Origin of the sequence: Mycobacterium sp. SP-6446, assembly GCF_001954045.1 — a bacterium.
Classification (GTDB): domain Bacteria; phylum Actinomycetota; class Actinomycetes; order Mycobacteriales; family Mycobacteriaceae; genus Mycobacterium.
This window is the reverse complement of the sequence record NZ_MBEM01000179.1, coordinates 1-21828: the sequence shown is the minus strand read 5'-3', so window position 1 is coordinate 21828 and position 21828 is coordinate 1. Positions and strand designations below refer to the sequence as shown.

20 protein-coding genes and 2 pseudogenes are annotated in these 21828 nt (G+C 68.1%); 11 read left to right on the top strand and 11 right to left on the bottom strand.

The features are described from left to right. Window positions 1-23: 23 nt before the first annotated feature. Window positions 24-851: pseudogene (locus A5736_RS15960) on the bottom strand (enoyl-CoA hydratase); the annotation flags it as partial. A gap of 19 nt (window positions 852-870) precedes the next feature. Further along, window positions 871-1221: a thioredoxin gene (trxA, locus tag A5736_RS15955; RefSeq protein WP_076062904.1), complete on the bottom strand. Its 351-nt coding sequence runs from the start codon at window positions 1219-1221 to the stop codon at window positions 871-873. 128 nt (window positions 1222-1349) lie between these two features. Here trxA and A5736_RS15950 point away from each other — a divergent pair, with 128 nt between their 5' ends. The 3 genes from A5736_RS15950 to A5736_RS15935 all read left to right on the top strand — a co-directional run bounded on the left by A5736_RS15950 (window position 1350) and on the right by A5736_RS15935 (window position 4860). Further along, window positions 1350-3179 (top strand): acyl-CoA dehydrogenase, encoded by a 1830-nt coding sequence (locus A5736_RS15950; RefSeq protein ID WP_076247279.1) that lies wholly within the window; start codon window positions 1350-1352, stop codon window positions 3177-3179. Window positions 3180-3257: 78 nt separating this feature from the next. Continuing rightward, complete coding sequence (locus A5736_RS15940) at window positions 3258-4019, top strand: DUF5666 domain-containing protein (protein ID WP_233148038.1); 762 nt, start codon at window positions 3258-3260, stop codon at window positions 4017-4019. A gap of 91 nt (window positions 4020-4110) precedes the next feature. Then, window positions 4111-4860 carry a DUF5666 domain-containing protein gene (locus A5736_RS15935; RefSeq protein WP_076247277.1) on the top strand — a complete coding sequence of 250 codons (750 nt, stop codon included), beginning with the start codon at window positions 4111-4113 and terminating at the stop codon, window positions 4858-4860. Between the two features lie 24 nt (window positions 4861-4884). Here the strand turns inward: A5736_RS15935 and A5736_RS15930 are convergent, their stop codons facing one another. Genes A5736_RS15930 through A5736_RS15900 form a run of 7 tightly spaced genes read right to left on the bottom strand, consistent with a single transcriptional unit; the run spans window position 4885 to window position 11155 of the window. Next, window positions 4885-5232 (bottom strand): metal-sulfur cluster assembly factor, encoded by a 348-nt coding sequence (locus A5736_RS15930; protein WP_076124873.1) that lies wholly within the window; start codon window positions 5230-5232, stop codon window positions 4885-4887. Continuing rightward, the gene (gene sufU, locus A5736_RS15925) at window positions 5207-5695 is read right to left on the bottom strand and encodes a Fe-S cluster assembly sulfur transfer protein SufU (protein WP_139333349.1); all 489 of its coding nucleotides are present in this window, start codon (window positions 5693-5695) and stop codon (window positions 5207-5209) included. Before sufU ends, A5736_RS15930 begins: the two co-directional genes overlap by 26 nt. Continuing rightward, window positions 5692-6927: a cysteine desulfurase gene (locus tag A5736_RS15920; protein WP_076247275.1), complete on the bottom strand. Its 1236-nt coding sequence runs from the start codon at window positions 6925-6927 to the stop codon at window positions 5692-5694. Before A5736_RS15920 ends, sufU begins: the two co-directional genes overlap by 4 nt. Before the next feature lies 1 nt (window position 6928). Continuing rightward, the gene (sufC, locus tag A5736_RS15915) at window positions 6929-7711 is read right to left on the bottom strand and encodes a Fe-S cluster assembly ATPase SufC (protein WP_076124879.1); all 783 of its coding nucleotides are present in this window, start codon (window positions 7709-7711) and stop codon (window positions 6929-6931) included. After that, window positions 7708-8865 carry a Fe-S cluster assembly protein SufD gene (gene sufD, locus A5736_RS15910; RefSeq protein ID WP_076247273.1) on the bottom strand — a complete coding sequence of 386 codons (1158 nt, stop codon included), beginning with the start codon at window positions 8863-8865 and terminating at the stop codon, window positions 7708-7710. The genes sufC and sufD overlap by 4 nt, the downstream gene beginning before the upstream one ends. Then, window positions 8862-10310, bottom strand: a complete 1449-nt coding sequence (gene sufB, locus A5736_RS15905; protein ID WP_076247271.1) for a Fe-S cluster assembly protein SufB — start codon at window positions 10308-10310, stop codon at window positions 8862-8864. Before sufB ends, sufD begins: the two co-directional genes overlap by 4 nt. Then, window positions 10307-11155 carry a metalloregulator ArsR/SmtB family transcription factor gene (locus A5736_RS15900; protein WP_175611301.1) on the bottom strand — a complete coding sequence of 283 codons (849 nt, stop codon included), beginning with the start codon at window positions 11153-11155 and terminating at the stop codon, window positions 10307-10309. The genes sufB and A5736_RS15900 overlap by 4 nt, the downstream gene beginning before the upstream one ends. Here A5736_RS15900 and mptB point away from each other — a divergent pair. The 4 genes from mptB (at window position 11149) to A5736_RS15880 (ending at window position 15656) form a co-directional block, all read left to right on the top strand. Beyond that, complete coding sequence (mptB, locus tag A5736_RS15895) at window positions 11149-12861, top strand: polyprenol phosphomannose-dependent alpha 1,6 mannosyltransferase MptB (RefSeq protein ID WP_076247268.1); 1713 nt, start codon at window positions 11149-11151, stop codon at window positions 12859-12861. The genes A5736_RS15900 and mptB overlap by 7 nt on opposite strands. Then, entirely contained in the window at window positions 12858-13793 is a 936-nt protein-coding gene (locus A5736_RS15890) for an ABC transporter ATP-binding protein (protein ID WP_076124888.1), read from the top strand. Before mptB ends, A5736_RS15890 begins: the two co-directional genes overlap by 4 nt. Then, on the top strand, window positions 13790-14569 hold the full coding sequence (locus A5736_RS15885) for an ABC transporter permease (RefSeq protein WP_076247266.1): 780 nt from the start codon (window positions 13790-13792) through the stop codon (window positions 14567-14569). Before A5736_RS15890 ends, A5736_RS15885 begins: the two co-directional genes overlap by 4 nt. A 115-nt stretch (window positions 14570-14684) precedes the next feature. After that, window positions 14685-15656 carry a heme A synthase gene (locus tag A5736_RS15880; RefSeq protein WP_371328391.1) on the top strand — a complete coding sequence of 324 codons (972 nt, stop codon included), beginning with the start codon at window positions 14685-14687 and terminating at the stop codon, window positions 15654-15656. Here the strand turns inward: A5736_RS15880 and A5736_RS15875 are convergent. Continuing rightward, a complete protein-coding gene (locus A5736_RS15875) occupies window positions 15606-16253 on the bottom strand; it encodes a hypothetical protein (protein WP_076247263.1) in 648 nt (215 codons plus the stop codon). The genes A5736_RS15880 and A5736_RS15875 overlap by 51 nt on opposite strands. 19 nt (window positions 16254-16272) lie before the next feature. On the opposite strand from A5736_RS15875, the gene A5736_RS15870 reads away from it, so the two are divergent. Continuing rightward, on the top strand, window positions 16273-17247 hold the full coding sequence (locus tag A5736_RS15870; protein WP_076247261.1) for a quinone oxidoreductase: 975 nt from the start codon (window positions 16273-16275) through the stop codon (window positions 17245-17247). 4 nt (window positions 17248-17251) lie between these two features. On the opposite strand, the gene A5736_RS15865 is transcribed toward A5736_RS15870, so the two are convergent. Further along, window positions 17252-18166 carry a heme o synthase gene (locus A5736_RS15865; protein WP_076124898.1) on the bottom strand — a complete coding sequence of 305 codons (915 nt, stop codon included), beginning with the start codon at window positions 18164-18166 and terminating at the stop codon, window positions 17252-17254. Between the two features lie 255 nt (window positions 18167-18421). Between A5736_RS15865 and tkt the strand changes: the two genes are divergently transcribed. From tkt to A5736_RS15850, 3 genes and pseudogenes are all read left to right on the top strand, one after another. Then, window positions 18422-20512: a transketolase gene (gene tkt / locus A5736_RS15860; RefSeq protein ID WP_076247259.1), complete on the top strand. Its 2091-nt coding sequence runs from the start codon at window positions 18422-18424 to the stop codon at window positions 20510-20512. Between the two features lie 15 nt (window positions 20513-20527). Next, window positions 20528-21649, top strand: a complete 1122-nt coding sequence (gene tal, locus A5736_RS15855) for a transaldolase (protein WP_076124902.1) — start codon at window positions 20528-20530, stop codon at window positions 21647-21649. Further along, a pseudogene (locus A5736_RS15850) lies at window positions 21646-21828 on the top strand (glucose-6-phosphate dehydrogenase); the annotation flags it as partial. The gene tal and the pseudogene A5736_RS15850, both read left to right, overlap by 4 nt.

The following is a 21828-nucleotide window of genomic DNA, read 5'->3' as shown; positions in this document are numbered from 1 at the left end:
GATCGCTCTCCTGACATGAAGGATTATTTGTCGTCGGTGAAGACCGGCGGGCGGCGTTCTGCGCGTGCGGCAACCGCTTCTTCGAAGTTGGCGGTGAGCAGACGGACGAAAAGCTGTCCCAAGCCCTCGGCTTGCATGTGCCCTTCCAGGCTACCGGCGTCCAGTCCACTCCAGAGTGTGCGCTTGGTCAACTCGGTACCGGGCCGCGAGAACGCCGCGATCCGGGCCGCGATCGCATAGCAGGTGTCCAGCAACTGGTCTTCGGGCACCTGGCACGACACCAGCCCGATGCGCTCGGCTTCCTCGGCCGAGACGTCGCGGCCGGTCAGCATGATCTCGAACGCGCGCGACGATCCGATGGCCCTGGGCAAGAGGTAGCTCAGCCCGAGTTCGCTGGCGGTCAGCCCGTTGTTGATGCCGGCGGCGCGGAAGTAGGCGTTGGTCGACGCCACCCGGATATCGGCGGCCAGGGCCAGGCACAGGCCACCGCCGATCGCCGGGCCGTTGACCGCCGCGATCACGGGTTGGTGTAACCGCCGCAGCGACAGGATGACGTCGTCGAGCACTTCCATGGAGCGCAGCGCGTAGGTCGGGCGGGTCAAGCCGTCGACGTTCGGCACCGTACCGGCGGATTTGTGGTCGGCTCCCGAGGAAAATCCCCGGCCCGCGCCGGTCAGCACGACCACGCGTACGGAATTGTCGTAGGTGACCTTGTCCAGGGCCTCCTTGAGCGGCACCATGACGTCGAACGCCATGGAATTCATCCGCTCGGGGCGATTGAGGGTGATCAAGGCGACGCCGGGCCGCGGCTGTTCAACGAGTACCAAACTCACCCGTGAACGGTAGCGCGCACCCGGAAAAACCGCGGTGTCAGCCTTGCTCGGCTTCCGCCGCGTCGACGTCGAAGGCCTTGATCTGCTGCACCAGGTCCTCCAGCGCCGCGGGCGGCAGGGCCCCGGCCTGATTGAAGAGCAGCTTGCCCTTCTTGAACGCCATCAGCGTGGGGATGGAGCGGATCTGGGCGGCCGCGGCCAGCTGCTGTTCGGCTTCGGTGTCCACCTTGGCGTGCACGATGTCGGGGTGTTTCTCCGACGATGCCTGGAACGTCGGCCCGAACTGGCGGCATGGTCCGCACCACGAAGCCCAGAAGTCGACGAGGACGATGTCGTTGCCCTCGATGGTCTCGTTGAACACCTCGGCGGTGAGATCGCGTGTTGTCACAATCCGCCTAACGCCCGGAGCGGCCCCGATGTTCCCACGCCGCAAGGTTACGGTTGCGTACGTTTTCCCACGTCGGACACACTTACGGCGGACCATCCGCCCGCCATCCGACCAGCGAGGGAATTGCCTTGGGCCACTACATCGCTAACGTGCGCGACCTGGAGTTCAACCTGTTCGAGGTCCTCGACATCGGCGCCGTACTCGGCACCGGCAGCTACGCCGACCTCGACGCCGACACGGTCCGCACGATATTGACCGAGGCGGCTCGCCTCGCCGAGGGCCCGGTCGCCGAATCCTTCGCCTTTGCCGACCGCAACCCGCCGGAATTCGACCCGGAGGGACACACCATCAGCGTGGCTCCCGAGCTGGCCAAGACGGTGCAAGCCATCAAGGAGGCGGGCTGGTGGCGCCTGGGTCTGGCCGAGGAGATCGGTGGCATGCCCGCGCCCGCGCCCCTGGCGTGGGCCGTCAACGAGATGATCATCTGCGCCAATCCCTCGGCGAACTTCTACAACCTGGGTCCCGTGCTGGCTCAGGCGCTCTACATCGAGGGCGACGAGCAGCAGCGCCGATGGGCGGCGGCCGGCGTGGAGCGCGGCTGGCAATCCACCATGGTGCTCACCGAACCCGATGCGGGCTCCGATGTCGGGGCCGGCCGCACCAAGGCCGTCGAACAACCGGACGGCACCTGGCACATCGACGGGGTCAAACGGTTCATCTCGGGCGGCGACGTGGGCAACACCGCCGAGAACATCTTCCACCTCGTGCTGGCCCGGCCCGAAGGCGCCGGCCCGGGCACCAAGGGGTTGAGCCTGTTCTACGTCCCGAACTACCTTTTCGATCCCGACACGTTCGAACTCGGGGCCCGCAACGGCGTTTTCGCCACCGGGCTGGAACACAAGATGGGCATCAAGTCCTCTCCGACGTGCGAAATGACTTTCGGCGCAACCGATGTGCCCGCCGTCGGCTATCTGGTGGGCGGCGTGCACAACGGGATCGCGCAGATGTTCACGGTGATCGAGCACGCCCGCATGACGATCGGCGTCAAGGCCGCAGGCACGTTGTCGACGGGCTATCTCAACGCGCTCGCCTTCGCCAAGGAACGGGTGCAGGGCGCGGACCTCACGCAGATGGCCGACAAGACCGCGCCGCGGGTCACGATCATGCACCACCCCGATGTGCGCCGCAGCCTGATGACCCAGAAGGCGTACGCCGAGGGGCTGCGGGCGCTATACCTGTACGCGGCCGCGCATCAGGATGATGCTGTGGCGCAACGGGTTTCGGGCGCAGATCACGACATGGCGCACCGGGTGGACGACCTGCTGCTGCCGATCGTCAAGGGGGTGAGTTCGGAACGGGCTTACGAACTCCTGACGGAGTCGCTGCAAACGCTGGGCGGCTCGGGCTTCCTGGTCGACTATCCGCTGGAGCAATACATCCGCGACTCCAAAATCGATTCGCTCTACGAGGGCACCACCGCCATCCAGGCGCTGGACCTGTTCTTCCGCAAGATCGTCCGTGACCGCGGCGAGGCCCTGCAGTTCGTGACGGCTCAGATCAGCCACACGATCGATACCTGTGACGAGGCGCTGAAACCACTGGCCGAGCTGCTGCAAACCGCGCTGGACGATGCCACGGCGATGACAGGGGCCCTCACCGGATACCTGATGTCCGCCGCGGAGAACCCCACCGACATCTACAAGGTCGGACTGGGATCGGTGCGATACCTGCTCGCCATCGGCGACCTGCTCATCGGCTGGCGACTGCTGGCTCAGGCCGGTATCGCCCACACCGCCCTGACCAACGGGCCGGCGAAGGACGACGAGGCGTTCTATCAGGGCAAGGTGGCGACCGCGGCGTTCTTCGCCAGGAACATGCTTCCGCGGCTGACCTCGCTGCGCCACGTCATCGAGACCATCGACGACGAGATCATGCGCCTCCCCGAGGATGCGTTCTAGCGGCGCAACGCGCACAGGTCGGGCACAGCTTAAACGGGTACACCTTTCCGTGGTCCAACCACGAGGGGAGAAACCTTGATGCCCGTCACGCTTACCCGGTTCGCCATCCTCGCCGCCACCGGCGCCGCCGCGCTATCCGCCGCGGCTTGCGGCTCGTCGAACAACTCGACTCCGGCGTCGACGTCCACCTCGACGTCGACGGTGACGTCGACGAGCACCTCGCGGGCACCCGCCCAGGGCGAGGCTTCGGTCATCGGCCTGATCGCGTCGGTGGCCGGTAATTCCATCCAGGTCACCAAGGACGACAACACCAACGCCGCCGTCAACTTCACCTCGACGACCAAGGTCACCGAGGTCGCCCCGGCCACGCTCAGCGATGTCACCTCGGGCAGCTGCATCAGCGTGCGGCCCACCCAGGAAATCCAGGCCAACCAGCCGGTCACCGCGGCGTCCGTGCGCCTCAGCCCGTCCGTCAACGGGACTTGCCCGCCGGGCAAGGAGTCGCCGCAGGCTTCCACCACCACGCCACCGTCCGGCGCGCCGGCGCCCGTCAAGCCCAAGGCGCTGCGCGGCTCGGTCGCCTCGGTGACGGGTACCAGCATCACCGTCGCGGGCGCCGACGCCAGCGGCAACACCACACAGACGACCGTCACCACCGACGACAAGACCAAGTACTCGAAGCTGACCACCGCCACACCGGACGCGATCGCAGCTGGCAAGTGCGTCAACGCGCGCGGCACGCTGGACGGCGGCGGCACGTTGCAGGCGACGACGATCAAGCTGCGCGCCGCCAACGACGGCAAATGCCCCGCCCCGGGCAAGCCCCCGCACGGCGGGTGATTGCCCTCACATCGGTCGCGGGTTTAGCTGAAACCGTGCTTCGGTGGGTATCCGAGTGCCCAGGCTAAACGGGTGATCGGAGAAAACGTCGATGCCTACCATCTCGAGCAAACCCCGGCTGGCGCAATTCGGGATCGTCGCGGTCCTGGTCGCCATCGTGGTGGGCGTCGCGATGTGCGGCCCCTCGAACAACGCGTCGAACACGAGCAGCCCCGGAAAGCCGACCGTCACCGCGCTCCCGCCGAGCCCGGCTCCGAGCGCCGCGCCCGCCCCGGCGCCGGCACCGCCCCCGGCGGCCAAGGACTACGTCGAAGGCCTGGTCGAATCGGTGTCGGGCGGCACGATCGGCCTGAGGACCCGCACCGGGTCCGCGACGGTGGACTACGCGCCGTCGACCCGGGTCGCCGACGTGACCCCGGCCAAGCTGACCGACGTGACCGCCGGCAGTTGTGTCAACGTGCGCGCCACCCCGCAAAGCAAACCCACCCCCGGCGCGATCACCGCGCAATCGGTGATCATCACCGCGGCCGTCGACGGCAAGTGCCCACCGCCTGCCGGGTTCTACGGCACGGTCAGCTCGGTCTCGGGTAACACCATCGCCGTCAGCGGCTTGGGTCCCCAACCGACGCCCACCAATGTGACAGTGACCGACTCGACCTCATACAAGAGGCAGACGCCTTCCGGCGCCGATGCGATAACGAACGGAAAGTGCTTGGGCGCGCAGGGAACCCAGGACGGCGGCGTGCTTCATGCCGTCATGATCAGCCTCGAGGCCTGCCCACCGATGGGGCACCCGCACCACCACCTGCCGCACCTGCCGCATCTCCCCTTGCACTTCTAAAGGGATCTAAGGGGAGGAACGAATTCAGACGGTGAAGCCGAGTGCACGCAGCTGTTCGCGGCCGTCGTCGGTGATCTTGTCCGGGCCCCAGGGCGGGTTCCACACCCAGTTGATCCGCAGGTCGTCGACCAAGCCGGCGCCGACCAGGGCGCTGCGTGACTGATCCTCGATGACGTCGGTCAGCGGACAGGCCGCCGAGGTCAACGTCATATCGATCAGGGCGACGGTTCCTTCGTCGCCCTCCTCGACGTTCAGGCCGTAGACCAGCCCCAGATCGACGACGTTGATCCCCAGTTCGGGGTCGACGACATCGCGCATCGCCTCCTCGACGTCGGCGAGCAGTTCGTCATCCTGCGCGGTGGTTTCGCTCATCCCTACCCTCCTTGAGGTCTGTAACCGCTTGCGCCAGTGCGTCTTTGAAAGCCATCCAGCCCAGCAGAGCGCATTTCACCCGCGCCGGATATTTGGCCACTCCGGCGAACGCGATGCCGTCGCCCAGGACGTCCTCATCACCCTCGACGGTTCCCCGCGAGGAAACCATTTCGGTGAACGCGGTGACCGTCTTGAGTGACTCGCCGACGCTCTGGCCGATCACCTGTTGGGTGAGCACCGAGGTGGCCGCCTGGCTGATCGAACAGCCCTGCCCGTCGTAGGAGACGTCCGCGACCGTCTCCCCGTCGTCGGACAACGTCACCCGCAGGGTCACCTCGTCGCCGCAGACCGGGTTGACGTGAAAGACCTGCGCGGCGAACGGCTCCCGCAGTCCGCGGTGTTGCGGGTGCTTGTAGTGATCGAGGATCACGTCCTGATAGATCTGCTCGAGACGCACGGTCAGTCTCTCCCGAAGAAGTCCACGGCCCGGCGCACGCCGGCCACCAATCGATCGACCTCGTCGGCGGTGTTGTACAGCGCGAACGACGCTCGCGCGGTGGCGGCCAGGCCGAACCTGCGGTGCAGCGGCAACGCGCAGTGGTGTCCGACGCGCACCGCGACGCCCGCGTCGTCGAGCACCTGGCCGACGTCATGCGCGTGCACCCCGTCGACGACGAAAGACACCGGCGAGCCACGGTTTTCCATCGACATCGGTCCGAGGATGCGCACGGCATCGATCGCGGAGAGTCCTTCGATGGTCGCGGCGACCAGATCGCGTTCGTGGGCTTCGACGGCGTTCATGCCGACGTCGCCGAGATAGCGGGCGGCGGCGGCCAGCCCGACCACCTGCGACGTCATCGGGGTGCCGGCCTCGAAGCGCTGCGGCGGCGCGTCGTAGGTCGAGGCTTCCATCGCCACCGTCTCGATCATCGAACCGCCGGTGAGGAACGGCGGCATCGCCTCGAGCAACTCGCGGCGACCGTACAACACGCCGATCCCGTTGGGGCCCAGCATTTTATGCCCCGAGAACGCGCCGAAGTCGACGCCGAGCGCATGGAAGTCGACCGGCTCGTGCGGCACCGATTGGCACGCGTCCAGCACGGTCAGCGCGCCCACATTCTTGGCGCGGGCAACCAGCTCGGCCACCGGGCCCAACGCGCCGGTGACATTGGAATGGTGGCTGAACGCAACGACTTTGACCCGCTCGTCGAGGCGCAGCGAGTCCAGGTCGATGCGCCCGTCGTCGGTCACGCCGTACCAGCGCAACGTGGCCCCGGTGCGCCGTGCCAGCTCCTGCCACGGGACCAAGTTGGCGTGGTGCTCCAGCTCGGTGGTGACGATGACGTCGCCCTCGGACACCGGGTGCTCGAACCGATTGTCGCCCAGCACATAGGACACCAGGTTGAGCGCCTCGGTGGCGTTCTTGGTGAAGACCAGCTCGCCGGCATCGGCGCCGACGAACGCCGCGATGTCGGCACGCCCCTGTTCGTAGGCGTCGGTGGCCTCTTCCATCAGCTGGTGCGCACCGCGATGCACGGCGCCGTTGGAGGTGACCAGAAATTCGCGCTCGGCGTCGAGCACCTGCAGCGGGCGTTGCGACGTGGCGCCGGAATCCAGGTACGCCAACTGGTTTCCCCCGCGCATGATGCGCTTGAGGATCGGGAAGTCGGCACGGATGGCCGCGACGTCCAACATCTCAGGCCCCGGTGGCCGCCGCTTGTTGGAAGCGCACGTAGCCGTTCTCCTCGAGTTCGTCCGCCAGCTCCGAGCCGCCGGATTCGGCGATGCGCCCGCCGACGAAGACGTGCACGTATTCCGGGTGGATGTAGCGCAGGATGCGGGTGTAGTGCGTGATCAACAGGATGCCGCCGTGCTCGGTCTCGGCGTAGCGGTTCACGCCCTCGCTGACCACCCGCAGCGCGTCGACGTCCAGCCCCGAGTCGGTTTCGTCGAGGATGGCGATCTTGGGCTTCAGCAACTCGAGCTGCAGGATCTCGTGGCGCTTCTTCTCGCCGCCGGAGAACCCCTCGTTGACGCTGCGCTCGGCGAAGGCGGGGTCGATTTCCAGCGACGTCATCGCCCCCTTGACCTCCTTGACCCAGTGCCGCAGCTTGGGGGCCTCGCCGCGCACGGCGGTGGCCGCCGAGCGCAGGAAGTTCGACACCGAGACGCCGGGCACCTCGACCGGATATTGCATGGCCAGAAATATCCCGGCCCGCGCCCGTTCGTCGACGCTCATCGCCAGCACGTCCGCGCCGTCGAGCGTGATGGATCCGGAGGTCACGCGGTACTTCGGGTGACCGGCGATCGCGTAGGACAGCGTCGACTTGCCGGAGCCGTTCGGGCCCATCAACGCATGCGTCTCACCGGATTTCACGGTCAGGTCCACCCCCTTGAGGATGGGGATCTCCCGTTCCCCCTCCGGGGCGTTGGGATCGTCGACGCTGACGTGCAGGTCTTTGATTTCCAGGGTCGTCATGAAGCTGTTGCTCTCGATTCGGTAAGGGCCAGTTCGTGTTCGATGGCCGCGGTCAAGCGTTCCCGTACCTCGGGAACGGCGATCTTGGAGATGATCTCGCCGAAGAACCCGCGGATCACCAGCCGGCGGGCCTGGTCCTCCGGGATGCCCCGGGAGCGTAGGTAGAAGAGCTGCTCGTCGTCGAAACGCCCGGTGGCGCTGGCGTGCCCGGCGCCGACGATCTCGCCGGTCTCGATCTCCAGGTTGGGCACCGAATCCGCGCGTGCCGCGTCGGTGAGCACCAGGTTGCGGTTGACTTCGAAGGTGTCGGTGCCGGTGGCTTCGGCCCGGATCAACACGTCACCGACCCAGACGGTGTGGGCGTCCGGCAGCGCCGAGTGCGGATCCCCTTGCAGCGCACCCTTGTACAGCACATTCGACTTGCAGTCGGGATGGGCATGATCGACCAGCAGCCGCGACTCGAGGTGCTGACCGTCGTCGGCGAAGTACAACCCGAGCAGCTCGGCGTCCCCGCCGGACCCCGTGTACCGCACGTTGGCCGACATCCGCACCACCTCGCCGCCCAGCGTGACGGTGACATGACGCAGCACGGCGTCCTTGCCCAGTCGCGCGTGGTGCGCGCTCAGGTGCACCATGTCGTCGGCCCAGTCGGCGATCCACACGACGGTGAGCCGGGCTGCGTCGTCGACGACGAACTCGACGTTGTCGGCATAGGTCCCACCGCCGCGGTGGTCGATCACCACGACCGCCTCGCCGAGCTCTTCGACCCTGATCTGCAGATGCCCGTAGGCCACGGCACCTTCGCCGGGTCCGGTGACGGCGATGTTCACCGGGTCTGCGATTTGGGTGTCTCGCCCTATGGTGACCAGCGTCGCCGAGTTGAACGACGAAAATGCCTGGGCCGCAACGCGGTCGGCGGGAACGCCGCCCTGACCGAGCCGCTCGTCGCCCCGGTGCACCGTCTCGACGCGCACGCCCGGCTGTTCGCCGATGCTGATCTCCGCCTTGCCGGTGGCGCGCGCCGAGCCGTCGTGCAGGCCGCGCAGGCGTCGCAGCGGGGTGAACCGCCAGAGTTCGTCGCGGCCGTGCGGAACCTCGAACGCGTCAACGTCAAAGGAGGCGAACAGCTCTCCCTTGTTGAGTGCTGCGGTCATCCGACCGCGCCCTCCATCTGCAGCTCGATCAGCCGGTTGAGCTCCAGCGCGTACTCCATCGGAAGCTCCTTGGCGATCGGCTCCACGAAGCCGCGCACCACCATGGCCATCGCCTCGTCCTCGGTCAGCCCACGGCTCATCAGGTAGAACAACTGGTTCTCGCTGACCTTCGACACGGTGGCCTCGTGACCCATCGTGACGTCGTCCTCGCGGATGTCGACGTACGGGTAGGTGTCGCTGCGGCTGATCGTATCGACCAGCAGCGCATCACATTTCACGCTCGAGCGCGATCCGTGCGCACCCTTGTTCACCTGCACCAGGCCGCGGTACGAGGTGCGGCCGCCGCCACGCGCCACCGACTTGGACACGATGTTGCTCGACGTGTTCGGTGCCAGGTGCAGCATCTTGGCGCCGGTGTCCTGGTGCTGGTCCTCGCCGGCGAACGCCACCGACAGCACCTCGCCCTTGGCGTGCTCGCCGGTCATCCATACCGCCGGGTACTTCATCGTCACCTTCGACCCGATGTTGCCGTCGATCCACTCCATGGTGGCGCCGGCCTCGGCGCGGGCCCGCTTGGTGACCAGGTTGTAGACGTTGCCCGACCAGTTCTGGATCGTCGTGTAGCGAACGCGCGCATGCGGTTTCACGATGATCTCGACGACCGCCGAGTGCAGCGAATCCGACTTGTAGATCGGCGCGGTGCAGCCCTCGACGTAGTGCACGTAGGACCCCTCGTCGGCGATGATCAGCGTCCGCTCGAACTGGCCCATGTTCTCGGTGTTGATCCGGAAGTAGGCCTGCAGCGGGATGTCGACGTGCACGCCCGGCGGCACGTAGATGAACGATCCACCGCTCCACACCGCGGTGTTCAGCGCGGAGAACTTGTTGTCCCCCGCCGGGATCACGGTGCCGAAGTACTGCTGAAAGATCTCGGGGTGTTCGCGCAGACCCGTGTCGGTGTCGAGGAAGATAACGCCTTGCGCCTCAAGGTCTTCCCGGATCTGGTGGTAGACCACCTCGGACTCGTACTGGGCCGCGACGCCGGCGACCAGGCGCTGCTTCTCGGCCTCCGGGATGCCCAGTCGGTCGTAGGTGTTGCGGATGTCTTCGGGCAGGTCGTCCCACGTGGCGGCCTGCTTCTCGGTGGAGCGCACGAAGTACTTGATGTTGTCGAAGTCGATGCCGCCCAGGTTCGAACCCCAGTTCGGCATCGGCTTGCGCTCGAAGATGCGCAGCGCCTTCAGCCGGGATTGCAGCATCCACTCCGGCTCATTCTTCTTCGCCGAGATGTCGCGGACGACCGCCTCGGAGAGCCCGCGCTGGGCGCTGGCACCCGCGGTGTCGGAGTCCACCCAGCCATAGCCGTACCGGCTCAGCGACGCGATGGCCTCCGCCTGGGTCAGCGGCTGGGTGGGGGCCTTGCTGGCCTCCGGGGTGAGTGTCATACGGACGCTCCTTTGATGCTCGTGGTGTCGCGGCGCGGGCTGGGCGCCGGAGTAAGGGGTACGTGCGTGGTGCAGGCGCAGTCGCCGTTGACGATGGTCGCCAACCGCTGCACGTGAGTTCCCAGCACCTCGGCCATCGCCTGCTGCTCGGCCTCGCACAGCTCCGGGAATTCCTCGGCGACGTGCGATACCGGGCAGTGATGCTGGCAGATCTGCACGCCATGGATCGGCCCGCCGACCCGCGTCGTGGTGGCGACATAGCCGGCGTTGGTCAGCGCGCCGGCGACTCGCTCGGCGGCCGCCTCGACGTCGTCGTCCTCGGCGCTCTCGGCCGCCGGCACGCCGGCGAGGATCGCGTCGATGCGCTGGCGGGCGAACGTCTGCACCGCGTCCTCCCCGCCGATCGCACGCAGCTGCCGCATGGCCGCGGCCGCCAGGTCGTCGTAGGAGTGCTCGAGCTTGGCCCGGCCCGCGGCGGTCAGCCGAAACCGTTTCGCCGGCCTGCCGCGCCCAGCCTGCTGCCAGGGCGCGGCGGGCGCGGACTCGGCATCGCCCGCGTCGATCAGCGAGTCGAGGTGACGCCGCACACCGGCGGCGGCCAGGCCCAGCCGGTCGCCGATCTCGCCGGCGGTGATCGATCCGGATTCCAGCAGTAAGCGCACGATGGCCCGGCGGGTCTGCGTCTGGCCATCCGTCGCCGCCCCCGCTGCGGGCGCAGCGGCGTCCGGGTAGCTGGTACGGATTTTCACAACACCAGTGTGACGCAATTCCGGAATTCGGTCCAGCAAGGGTGCCCTGCGTGGACGGTTGCGCTGGTCACACCGGCTACGCTGCTCTGATGGCAGCCCGCCACCACACGCTGAGCTCTTCGATCGCCAGTTTGCACGGCGATGAGCAGGCCGTGGGCACGCCGCTGAACGATACCGAGCTCACCGCGCTGCAGCGCACCCGCCTGTTCGGGGCCACCGGCACCGTCCTGATGGCGATCGGCGCCCTGGGCGCCGGGGCCCGGCCCGTCGTCCAAGACCCCACGTTCGGGGTCCGGCTGCTCAACCTGCCGTCGCGGATCCAGACGGTGTCGCTGACGATGACGACGACCGGGGCGGTGATGATGGCCCTGGCCTGGCTGATGCTGGGCCGCTTCGCGCTGGGCAGCCGGCGGATGTCGCGCGGCGACCTGGACCGCACCCTGCTGCTGTGGACGCTGCCGCTGCTGATCGCGCCACCGATGTACAGCAAGGACGTCTACTCCTACCTGGCGCAGAGTCAGATCTCGCTGGACGGACTCGATCCCTACCGGGTGGGCCCGGCGTCCGGGCTCGGCCTGTCCCACGTGTTCACCCTGTCCGTGCCCAGCCTGTGGCGCGAGACGCCGGCACCCTACGGTCCCCTGTTCCTGTGGATCGGGCGCGGAATCTCGGCCGTGACCGGCGAAAACATCGTCGCCGCGGTGCTGTGTCACCGGCTCGTGGTGCTGCTCGGGGTGGGCCTGATCGTGTGGGCGACGCCGCGGCTGGCGCGGCGCTGCGGCGTCGCCGAGGTGAGCGCGCTGTGGCTGGGCGCCGCGAATCCGCTGCTGATCATGCATCTGGTCGCCGGCATCCACAACGAGGCGCTGATGCTGGGGCTGATGCTGGCCGGCGCCGAATTCGCGCTGCGCGGTATCGACTCCCCGCGGCTGCTGCCCCGCTCGTGGCGGTTCGGCCCGGACTGGGAACCGTTGGGCATGCTGCTGGCCGGCGCGGTCCTGATCACACTGTCGTCGCAGGTGAAGCTGCCGTCGCTGCTGGCGCTGGGATTCGTCACGATGGCGTTGGCGTACCGCTGCGGGGGCAACCTGCGCGCGCTCCTGCTCACGGGCGGCGGAATGGCGGCGCTGTCGCTGTCGGTGATGGCGCTGGTCGGCTGGGCCAGCGGGCTCGGATTCGGCTGGATCTACACGCTGGGCACCGCGAACGTGGTGCGCAGCTGGATGTCGCCGCCGACATTGCTGGCGCTCGGCACCGGGCAGGTGGGCATCCTGCTGGGCCTCGGCGATCACACGACCGCCGTGCTGGCGCTCACCCGTGGCATCGGTGTGCTGATCATCATGGTGATGGTGCTGTGGCTGCTGCTGGCCGTTTTCCGCGGGCGGCTGCACCCGATCGGCGGCCTCGGCGTCGCGCTGGGCATCACGGTGTTGCTGTTTCCCGTCGTGCAGCCCTGGTATCTGTTGTGGGCGATCATTCCGCTGGCCGCGTGGGCCACCCGCACCGGCTTCCGGGTCGCCGTCATCGTCATCACCCTCGTCGTCGGCATCTTCGGGCCGACGGCCAACGGCGACCGCTTCGCGCTCTTCCAGATCGTGGACGCCACCGTGGCCAGCACCGTCATCGTGGCAATGCTCATCGCGCTGACATACACCCGCCTGCCCTGGCGACCGCTGCAGCCGAGGAGCCCAGAAACCAACGGCGAGACGGCCATTGAGCTGTCGGCGCCCGCGAAGTCGAAGACCCCGAGCGCCGCCCCCAGTTCCGAGACGGCGCCCGACGCCTACGCTGATTCCACGTGAGCTCGGCCCCACACGCCCCGGTCGTCCGACTGCGCGGCGTAAGCAAGCACTACGGCTCGACCAAGGCCGTGCGCGACCTCGATCTGGACGTGCATGCCGCGGAGGTGCTGGCGCTGCTCGGGCCCAACGGCGCCGGCAAGACCACGACTGTGGAGATGTGCGAAGGCTTCGTGCGCCCGGACGCCGGCACCATCGAAGTGCTCGGGCTCGACCCGATCGCCGACAACGCCCGCCTGCGTGCCCGCATCGGGGTGATGCTGCAGGGCGGGGGTGGCTACCCCGCGGCGCGGGCCGGGGAAATGCTCAACCTGGTCGCCTCGTACGCCGCCGACCCGCTGGACCCGGCGTGGCTGCTGGACACCCTCGGCCTCACCGACGCCGCCCGGACCACCTATCGACGGCTGTCCGGCGGACAGCAGCAGCGGCTCGCCCTGGCCTGCGCGCTCGTCGGACGTCCGGAACTGGTGTTCCTCGATGAACCCACCGCGGGCATGGACGCCCATGCCCGGCTGCTGGTCTGGGAACTGATCGACGCGCTGCGGCGCGACGGCGCGACGGTGCTGCTGACCACCCACCAGCTCAAGGAGGCCGAGGAGCTCGCCGATCGGCTGGTGATCATCGACCACGGCGTGACGGTGGCGTCGGGCACTCCGACCGAACTGATGCGCGCCGGCGCCAAGGACCAGTTGCGTTTCACCGCGCCGCCGCGGCTGAATCTGTCCCTGCTGGCCGCGGCCCTACCCGAGGACTACAAGGCCAGCGAGGTGACGCCGGGCGAGTACCTCGTCGAAGGGCCGGTCGACCCGCAGGTGCTGGCCACAGTCACGGCGTGGTGCGCGCAGATCGACGTGCTGGCCACCGACATGCGCGTCGAGCAACGCAGCCTCGAGGACGTGTTCCTCGACCTCACCGGCAGGAAGTTGCGGCAGTGACTCAATCGGACGTCTTCCCCGCGGGCACGTTTACCCCCGACCCCCGGCCCAACGCCGTGCCGCGGATGCTCGCCGCGCAGTTCGGCCTGGAGTTGAAGCTGTTGCTGCGCAACGGCGAACAGCTGCTGCTGACCATGTTCATCCCGATCACGCTGCTGGTCGGGCTCACGCTCCTGCCGCTCGGTTCGTTCGGCCACAACCGCGCCGCCACGTTCGTCCCGGTGATCATGGCCCTGGCGGTGATCTCGACCGCGTTCACGGGGCAGGCGATCGCGGTCGCGTTCGACCGCCGCTATGGCGCGCTCAAACGGCTGGGGGCCACCCCGCTTCCGGTCTGGGGCATCATCGCCGGCAAGTCGCTGGCCGTGGTCACGGTGGTGTTCCTACAGGCAATCCTGTTGGGGGCCATCGGTTTTGGGCTGGGCTGGCGGCCGGCCCCGACGGCGCTGCTGGTGGGCGCGGCGGTGATCGCGCTCGGCACCGCCTGTTTTGCGGCCCTGGGGCTGTTGCTGGGCGGGACGCTGCGCGCCGAGATCGTGCTGGCGGTGGCCAACCTGATGTGGTTCGTCTTCGCCGGCCTTGGCGCGCTGACCGTGGAGACCAACCTGATCCCGGCGGGGTTCAAGTGGGCCGCCCGGCTGACCCCGTCCGGTGCGCTCACCGAGGCGCTGTCACGGGCCATGGCGTTGTCGGCGGACTGGTTCGGCGTCGCCGTCCTGGCGGCATGGGGGACGGCGGCGGGACTGGCCGCGCTGCGCTGGTTCCGCTTCACCTGAGGGGTCCTTTCGCCGCGACTCGCGACACACAAACGTCTGCGACGACACGCCGACCGGAGTGTGCGACGTTTATATCTCAGCGCGGATCGGCCCGTACTACAGACCGTAGTTTTGGTTGCCTTACGATCGGGCGGTGCTGAGACGAGCGATGTTGCGGTTGGTGGACCTGCTCCCCGACCCGAGTCTGCGTGTCCAGCGGGTCATCGCCGCGACGGTGATACTCACCCAGGGCGGCATCGCGGTCACGGGCGCGATCGTCCGCGTCACCGCGTCGGGCCTGGGTTGTCCGACCTGGCCGCGGTGTTTCCCGGGCAGCTTCGTCCCGGTCACGGTGACCGAAGTGCCGCGGGTGCACCAGGCCATTGAATTCGGCAACCGGCTATTCAGCATCGGGGTGGTGATCACCGCGGCGCTGGCCGTGCTGGCCGTGACCCGGGCGCGGCGGCGCACCGAGGTGCTGATCTACGCGTGGCTGATGCCGGTGTCGACGGTGGTGCAGGCGGTAATCGGCGGCATCACCGTGCGCACCGGGCTGCTCTGGTGGACGGTCGCCATCCATCTGCTCGTCTCGATGACCATGGTGTGGCTATCGGTGCTGCTCTACGTCAAGGTCGGTGAGCCCGACGACGCGGTGGTCTCCGAGCGAGTGGCCAGGCCGCTGCGCGTGCTCACGGCGCTGACCGCGGTGAATCTGGCCGCGGTGCTGGTGACGGGCACCCTGGTGACCGCCGCCGGACCGCACGCCGGTGACCGCAGTCCCAGCCGGACCGTGCCGCGGCTCAAGGTCGAGATCACCACCCTGGTGCACGCGCATTCGTCGCTGCTGATCGCTTACCTCGCGTTGTTGGCCGGGCTCGGCTTCGGGCTGCTGGCCGTCGGCGCCGCCCGGCCGGTCGTGCTGCGGCTCGGCGTCCTGCTCGCGCTGGTGTGCGCGCAAGCCGCCGTCGGCACCACGCAGTACTTCACCGGGGTGCCCGCCGCCCTGGTCGCCGTCCACGTGGCGGGCGCCGCCGCATGCACGGCCGCCACCGCCGCGCTATGGGCGTCGATGCGACAGCGGGCCGAGCCCGAGTCGCTCGCACGCTGACTCGACGGCCAGCGCGAACCGCCCCTGGGCCCGGTCGCGGGTGCTGGCGTCAAGATGCGACCAACCCAGCGAGGGCGCGATGACGTCCAGCGCCACCAGCCGGTCCCCGGCCACGTCGACGCGCGCATAGAGCAGCTCGCCGACGCCGATCCCGGCGCGCTCGGCGACCGACGCGAGTGCGGCGTAACCCAAATCCCAGACCTCGAACTCCGGCTCGCCCGGCCAGGCATGCGACTTCTTCCCGCCGAGAAAGACCAACACCGACCGTGCCGTCCCGCCGGGCAGCGTCGGCACCCCGTCGCGCTCCAGGTCGCGTAGGTACCGCTCGCCGAGATTCCAGGCGACGGCGGCGGGCGGGTTGAGCAGGTGGCGCACGCGGCGGATCCAGGCGAGGAATTCGTCGCGCCGGAGCGCATCGGGCGCGGCGCGCAGGATCACCACGTCGGCGCGCAGCGTCTCCGGATCGTCCCAGGGCAGCCAACGAGCGTGCAGGCCTCGAGTGCGCAGCGCGGGCACCAGCCCGGCGTCGTCGGCGTGGCGCGGGCCGCCCGCGAGCACGATCCGGGGATGGAAGACGTCCGGCCGGGCGAGCTTCATGCCCGGGCATGATATCCGCATGCACGCAATCGAAATCAGCGAAACCGGTGGTCCCGAAGTCCTGCGCTACGTGGAGACGACTGAGCCCACGCCCGGCCCCGGCCAGGTCTTGATCAAGGCCGAGGCGATCGGCGTCAACTTCATCGACACCTACTTCCGCTCGGGCCATTACTCGCGTGAGCTGCCCTTCATCCTCGGCCAGGAAACCTGCGGCACCGTCGTCGCCACGGGCGAGGGGGTCGACGGGTTCGGAGCCGGGGACCGGGTGGCGTCCGCGGCGGCCTCCGGCGCTTACGCCGAATTCGCCACCGCCCCAGCGTTTTTGACGGCAAAGGTGCCCGACGGTGTGGGCTCCGATGTGGCGGCGTCGGTGCTGCTGAAGGGCCTGACCGCGCACTACCTGCTCAAGTCCGTGTATCCCGTGCAAAGCGGCGACGCGGTGCTGGTGCACGCGGGCGCCGGCGGCGTCGGGCTGATCCTCACCCAGTGGGCGCATCTGCTCGGCGCCCGGGTGATCACCACGGTGTCGACGCCGGAGAAGGCGCGGCTGTCCAAGGACGCCGGAGCCGACGAGGTGCTCTCCTACCCCGACGACCCCGCGCAGTTCGGCGAGCGGATTCGCGCGCTCACCGACGGCGCGGGTGTGGCGGCCGTGTACGACGGCGTCGGCGCCAGCACCTTCGACGCCAGCCTGGCCAGCCTGGCCGTCCGCGGGACGCTGGCGCTGTTCGGCGGCGCCAGCGGACCGGTTCCGCCATTCGATCCGCAGCGCCTCAATGCCGCCGGATCGGTGTTTTTGACCCGGCCCTCGCTGGTGCACTTCATGCGCACCGCCCAGGAATTCAACTGGCGCGCGGAGGAATTGTTCGACGCGGTCGCCGGCGGCGCCATCCGGATCGAGGTGGGCGGACGCTACCCGCTGGCCGAAGCGGCCCGCGCCCACGAAGACCTGCAGGGCCGAAAGACGACCGGCTCGGTGGTGCTGCTGCCGTAAGCCGCTAAAGCAGCGTCGGCAGCGCGATCACCGAATCGACCGCCAGCGCGCAGAACACCACGGCGAGGTAGTTGTTCGACTGCAGGAACAGCCGCAGCGGCTTGATCGGCTCGCCGGCGCGGACCCCGGCGTAAAGCTGATGGGCCATCGCCAGGAACCACACCCCGGCCAGCAGCGCGACCGCCGCGTAGAGCCAGCCGGTGGCCGGCGCCAGCGCCAGCGTCGCCAGTACCGTCAACCAGGTGTAGATCAGGATCTGCTTGGTGACCTGACGCTCGGTCGCCACGGCCGGCAGCATCGGAACGCCCGCCGTTCGGTAGTCGTCCTTGTACCGCATTGCCAGCGCCCAGGTGTGCGGCGGCGTCCAGAAGAAGATGATCGCGAACATCACCAGCGCCGGCCAGCCAATGGTGCCCGTGACGGCCGACCATCCGATCATCACCGGCATGCATCCGGCCGCGCCGCCCCACACGACGTTCTGCGACGTGCGCCGCTTGAGCAGCAGCGTGTAGACGAACACGTAGAACGCGATGGTGGCGATGGCAAGCAGGCCCGAGAGCAGGTTCGTCGTCCACCACAGCCAGAAGAACGACCCGACGCTGAGCACCAGCCCGAGCACCAGCGCGTTGCGCGTCGGCACCGCTGCGCGCGCCAGCGGCCGGCGGGCGGTCCGCTTCATCATCTTGTCGATATCGGCGTCGGCCACGCAGTTGAGCGTGTTGGCACCCCCCGCGGCGAGCATTCCGCCGATCAACGTGTCGAGGATCAGCAGCGGGTTCACGTGCCCGCGGTCGGCGAGCAGCATCGCGGGTATCGCGGTGACCAAGAGCAGCTCGATGACCCGCGGCTTGGTCAGCGCCAGGTACGCCAGCACGGTGGGGCGTATTCGGCTCGGCGCGACGCGCCCGCGAACGCTCACGCAATAACTCCTCGGGGTCGCAGCAGCGCGCAGCATCTACTACGCACGATGGTAGACCGCCTGCCTGCGGCGTCTCGCCCGCAGGGTCGGTTCACTCCGAGATTTTCCCGTTTGCGGGACTGAATGCAAAGCGTGATCGGCCTGCGCGTAATTTTCACACCGGCCGGCCCGCGTACCCCAAATCCTGCACTGCAAACGCTGGCGCTCCCGCACTAGGGTGAAACTGATCAGCTTGATGACCCAAGGATTGAGTCTGTGACCACACTCGAAGAGATCTCCACGCTGACCCAACAGCACCTTCCCGACGACTGGACCGACATCGACTCGGCCGCGGTCGACACCATCCGGGTGCTGGCCGCCGACGCGGTCCAGAAAGTCGGCAACGGGCACCCCGGGACGGCGATGAGCCTGGCCCCGCTCGCGTACACGCTGTTTCAGCGCACCATGCGGCACGACCCCAGCGATCCGCACTGGTTGGGCCGCGACCGGTTCGTGCTGTCGGCCGGGCACAGCAGCCTGACGCTGTACCTGCAGCTCTACCTCGGCGGCTTCGGCCTGGAGCTGTCCGACATCGAATCGCTGCGCACCTGGGGATCCAAGACCCCCGGACACCCGGAGTTCCGGCACACCAAGGGCGTCGAGATCACCACCGGCCCGCTCGGGCAGGGCCTGGCGTCGGCGGTCGGGATGGCGATGGCCTCGCGCTACGAGCGTGGTTTGTTCGACCCGGACGCCGCCCCCGGGGAAAGCCCGTTCGACCACCACATCTACGTGATCGCCTCCGACGGGGACATCGAAGAGGGCGTGACCTCGGAGGCCTCGTCGCTGGCAGCCGTACAGCAGCTGGGCAACCTCATCGTGTTCTACGACCACAACCAGATCTCCATCGAGGACGACACCAACATCGCGCTGTGCGAGGACACCGCCGCCCGCTACCGCGCCTACGGCTGGCACGTACAGGAGGTCGAGGGCGGCGAGAACGTGGTCGCCATCGAGGAGGCCATTGCCAACGCGAAGGCCGTCACCGACCGGCCGTCGTTCGTCTCGCTGCGCACGATCATCGGCTACCCCGCGCCCAACCTGATGAACACCGGCAAGGCGCACGGCGCGGCGCTGGGCGACGACGAGGTCGCGGCCGTCAAGAAAATCCTCGGCTTCGATCCGGACAAGAAGTTCGAGGTGCGCGAGGACGTCATCGCCCACACCCGCAAGCTGGTCGACCGGGGCAAAGAGGCGCACGAGAAATGGCAACCCGAGTTCGAGGCGTGGGCACAGCGCGAACCCGAACGCAAGGCGCTGCTGGACCGGTTGACGGCAGAGAAGCTGCCCGACGGCTGGGACGCGGACATCCCGACTTGGACACCGGAAGACAAGCCGCTGGCCACCCGTGCGGCGTCCGGCAAGGTGCTGAACGCGGTCGGCCCGAAACTGCCGGAGCTGTGGGGCGGTTCGGCCGACCTGGCGGGCAGCAACAACACCACCATGGACAACGTTAAATCGTTTGGGCCCCCGTCTATTTCGACGAAGGACTACACCGCGGACTGGTACGGCCGCACCCTGCACTTCGGTGTGCGCGAGCACGCGATGGGCGCCATCCTGTCGGGCATCGTGCTGCACGGACCGACCCGCGCCTATGGCGGAACCTTCCTGCAGTTCTCCGACTACATGCGCCCGGCGGTGCGGCTCGCGTCGCTGATGAACATCGACACCATCTACGTGTGGACGCACGATTCGATCGGGCTCGGCGAGGACGGCCCCACCCACCAACCGATCGAACACCTGTCGGCGCTCCGTGCGATCCCCCACCTGTCGGTGGTGCGACCCGCCGACGCCAACGAGACCGCCTATGCGTGGCGCACGATCCTGGCCCGCGGCAACGGCAGCGGCCCGGTCGGCCTGATCCTGACGCGGCAGGGAGTGCCCGTGCTGGAGGGCACCAACTTCGAGGGCGTCGGGCGCGGCGGCTACATCCTCGGTGACGATGGTGGTGACGAGCCCGACGTGGTCCTGATCGGCACCGGCTCCGAGGTCCAGCTTGCTGTCGAGGCCCAGAAACTGTTGGCGGACCGCGACATTGTGGCGCGGGTGGTGTCGATGCCGTGCGTGGAGTGGTTCGAATCCCAGCCCGAGGAATACCGCGACAGCGTGCTGCCGCCGTCGGTGTCGGCGCGGGTCGCCGTCGAAGCGGGCGTCGCGCAGTCCTGGCACAAGCTGGTCGGCGATACCGGGAAGATCGTGTCGATCGAGCACTACGGGGAATCGGCCGACTACAAGACTTTGTTCCGTGAATATGGCTTCACCGCCGAAGCCGTTGCGGCCGCAGCGGAACAGGTAGTGGACAACTGAGGAAGGGTGATTCACATGACCAGTCAGAACCCTAACCTTGCGGCGTTGAGCGCCGCGGGCGTGTCCGTTTGGCTGGATGACTTGTCGCGGGACCGGCTGCAGTCGGGCAACCTGCAGGAGCTGATCGACACCAAGAGTGTCGTTGGCGTGACCACCAATCCATCCATCTTCCAGAAGGCATTCGCGGAAGGCGACGCCTACGACAAACAGATCGCCGAATTGGCCGAGCGCGGCGCCGATGTCGATGCCACCATCCGCACCGTCACCACCGACGACGTGCGCAACGGATGCGACGTACTGGCGCGTGAGTGGGAAGCCTCCGACGGCGTCGACGGGCGGGTGTCCATCGAGGTCGACCCCCGGCTGGCCAACGACACCGACAAGACCATCGCGCAGGCCGTCGAGCTGTGGAAGATCGTCGACCGGCCGAACCTGTTCATCAAGATCCCGGCCACCAAGGCCGGTATTCCGGCCATCACCGCCGTTCTGGCCGAGGGGATTTCGGTCAATGTCACCCTCATCTTCTCCGTCGAACGACACCGCGAGGTGATGGACGCCTACCTGGCCGGGATGGAAAAGGCCCGCGAGGCCGGACACGACCTGTCCAAGATCCATTCGGTGGCATCATTTTTCGTGTCCCGGGTGGACACCGAGGTCGACAAGCGGCTGGAGAAGATCGGCACCGAGGACGCGCTCGCGTTGCGCGGCCAGGCCGGTGTCGCAAACGCCCGGCTGGCCTACGCGGCCTACCAGGAAGTCTTCGAAGGCGGCGATCGCTACCAGGCGCTCAAGGCCGACGGGGCACGGGTGCAGCGTCCGCTGTGGGCGTCGACCGGCGTCAAGAATCCCGACTACGCCGACACCCTCTACGTCACGGAGCTCGTCGCGCCGAACACGGTGAACACCATGCCGGAGAAGACAATTGACGCGGTCGCCGACCACGGCGTCATCAACGGCGACACGGTCACCGGCACCGCACAGGCCGCCCAGGGGGTGTTCGACAAGCTTTCGGCGGTCGGGGTCGACCTGGACGACGTGTTCGTGGTGCTGGAAAACGAGGGCGTGGAGAAGTTCGTGGATTCCTGGACCGAGCTGTTTGAGGAAACGCAGAAGCAACTGGGTTCCGCCGCTAAATGAGCCGGGCCGCCGCCGCCACGCAGTGGCGTAATCCGCTGCGGGACAAAGAAGACAAGCGCCTACCAAGGATCGCCGGCCCCTGTGCGATGGTGCTATTCGGCGTCACCGGCGACCTGGCCCACAAGAAGGTGGTGCCGGCCATCTATGACCTGGCGAACCGCGGCCTGCTGCCGCCCACC

What these genes read in the sequence shown, in the direction of transcription:
- A5736_RS15875 (WP_076247263.1), bottom strand. Translation starts at nt 16,253, where the DNA reads ATGAAGCTCGCCCGGCCGGACGTCTTCCATCCCCGGATCGTGCTCGCG.
- A5736_RS15870 (WP_076247261.1), top strand. Translation starts at nt 16,273, where the DNA reads ATGCACGCAATCGAAATCAGCGAAACCGGTGGTCCCGAAGTCCTGCGC.
- mptB (WP_076247268.1), top strand. Translation starts at nt 11,149, where the DNA reads ATGGCAGCCCGCCACCACACGCTGAGCTCTTCGATCGCCAGTTTGCAC.
- sufD (WP_076247273.1), bottom strand. Translation starts at nt 8,865, where the DNA reads ATGACCGCAGCACTCAACAAGGGAGAGCTGTTCGCCTCCTTTGACGTT.
- A5736_RS15920 (WP_076247275.1), bottom strand. Translation starts at nt 6,927, where the DNA reads ATGTTGGACGTCGCGGCCATCCGTGCCGACTTCCCGATCCTCAAGCGC.
- A5736_RS15940 (WP_233148038.1), top strand. Translation starts at nt 3,258, where the DNA reads ATGCCCGTCACGCTTACCCGGTTCGCCATCCTCGCCGCCACCGGCGCC.
- A5736_RS15930 (WP_076124873.1), bottom strand. Translation starts at nt 5,232, where the DNA reads ATGAGCGAAACCACCGCGCAGGATGACGAACTGCTCGCCGACGTCGAG.
- A5736_RS15935 (WP_076247277.1), top strand. Translation starts at nt 4,111, where the DNA reads ATGCCTACCATCTCGAGCAAACCCCGGCTGGCGCAATTCGGGATCGTC.
- tal (WP_076124902.1), top strand. Translation starts at nt 20,528, where the DNA reads ATGACCAGTCAGAACCCTAACCTTGCGGCGTTGAGCGCCGCGGGCGTG.
- sufB (WP_076247271.1), bottom strand. Translation starts at nt 10,310, where the DNA reads ATGACACTCACCCCGGAGGCCAGCAAGGCCCCCACCCAGCCGCTGACC.
- sufC (WP_076124879.1), bottom strand. Translation starts at nt 7,711, where the DNA reads ATGACGACCCTGGAAATCAAAGACCTGCACGTCAGCGTCGACGATCCC.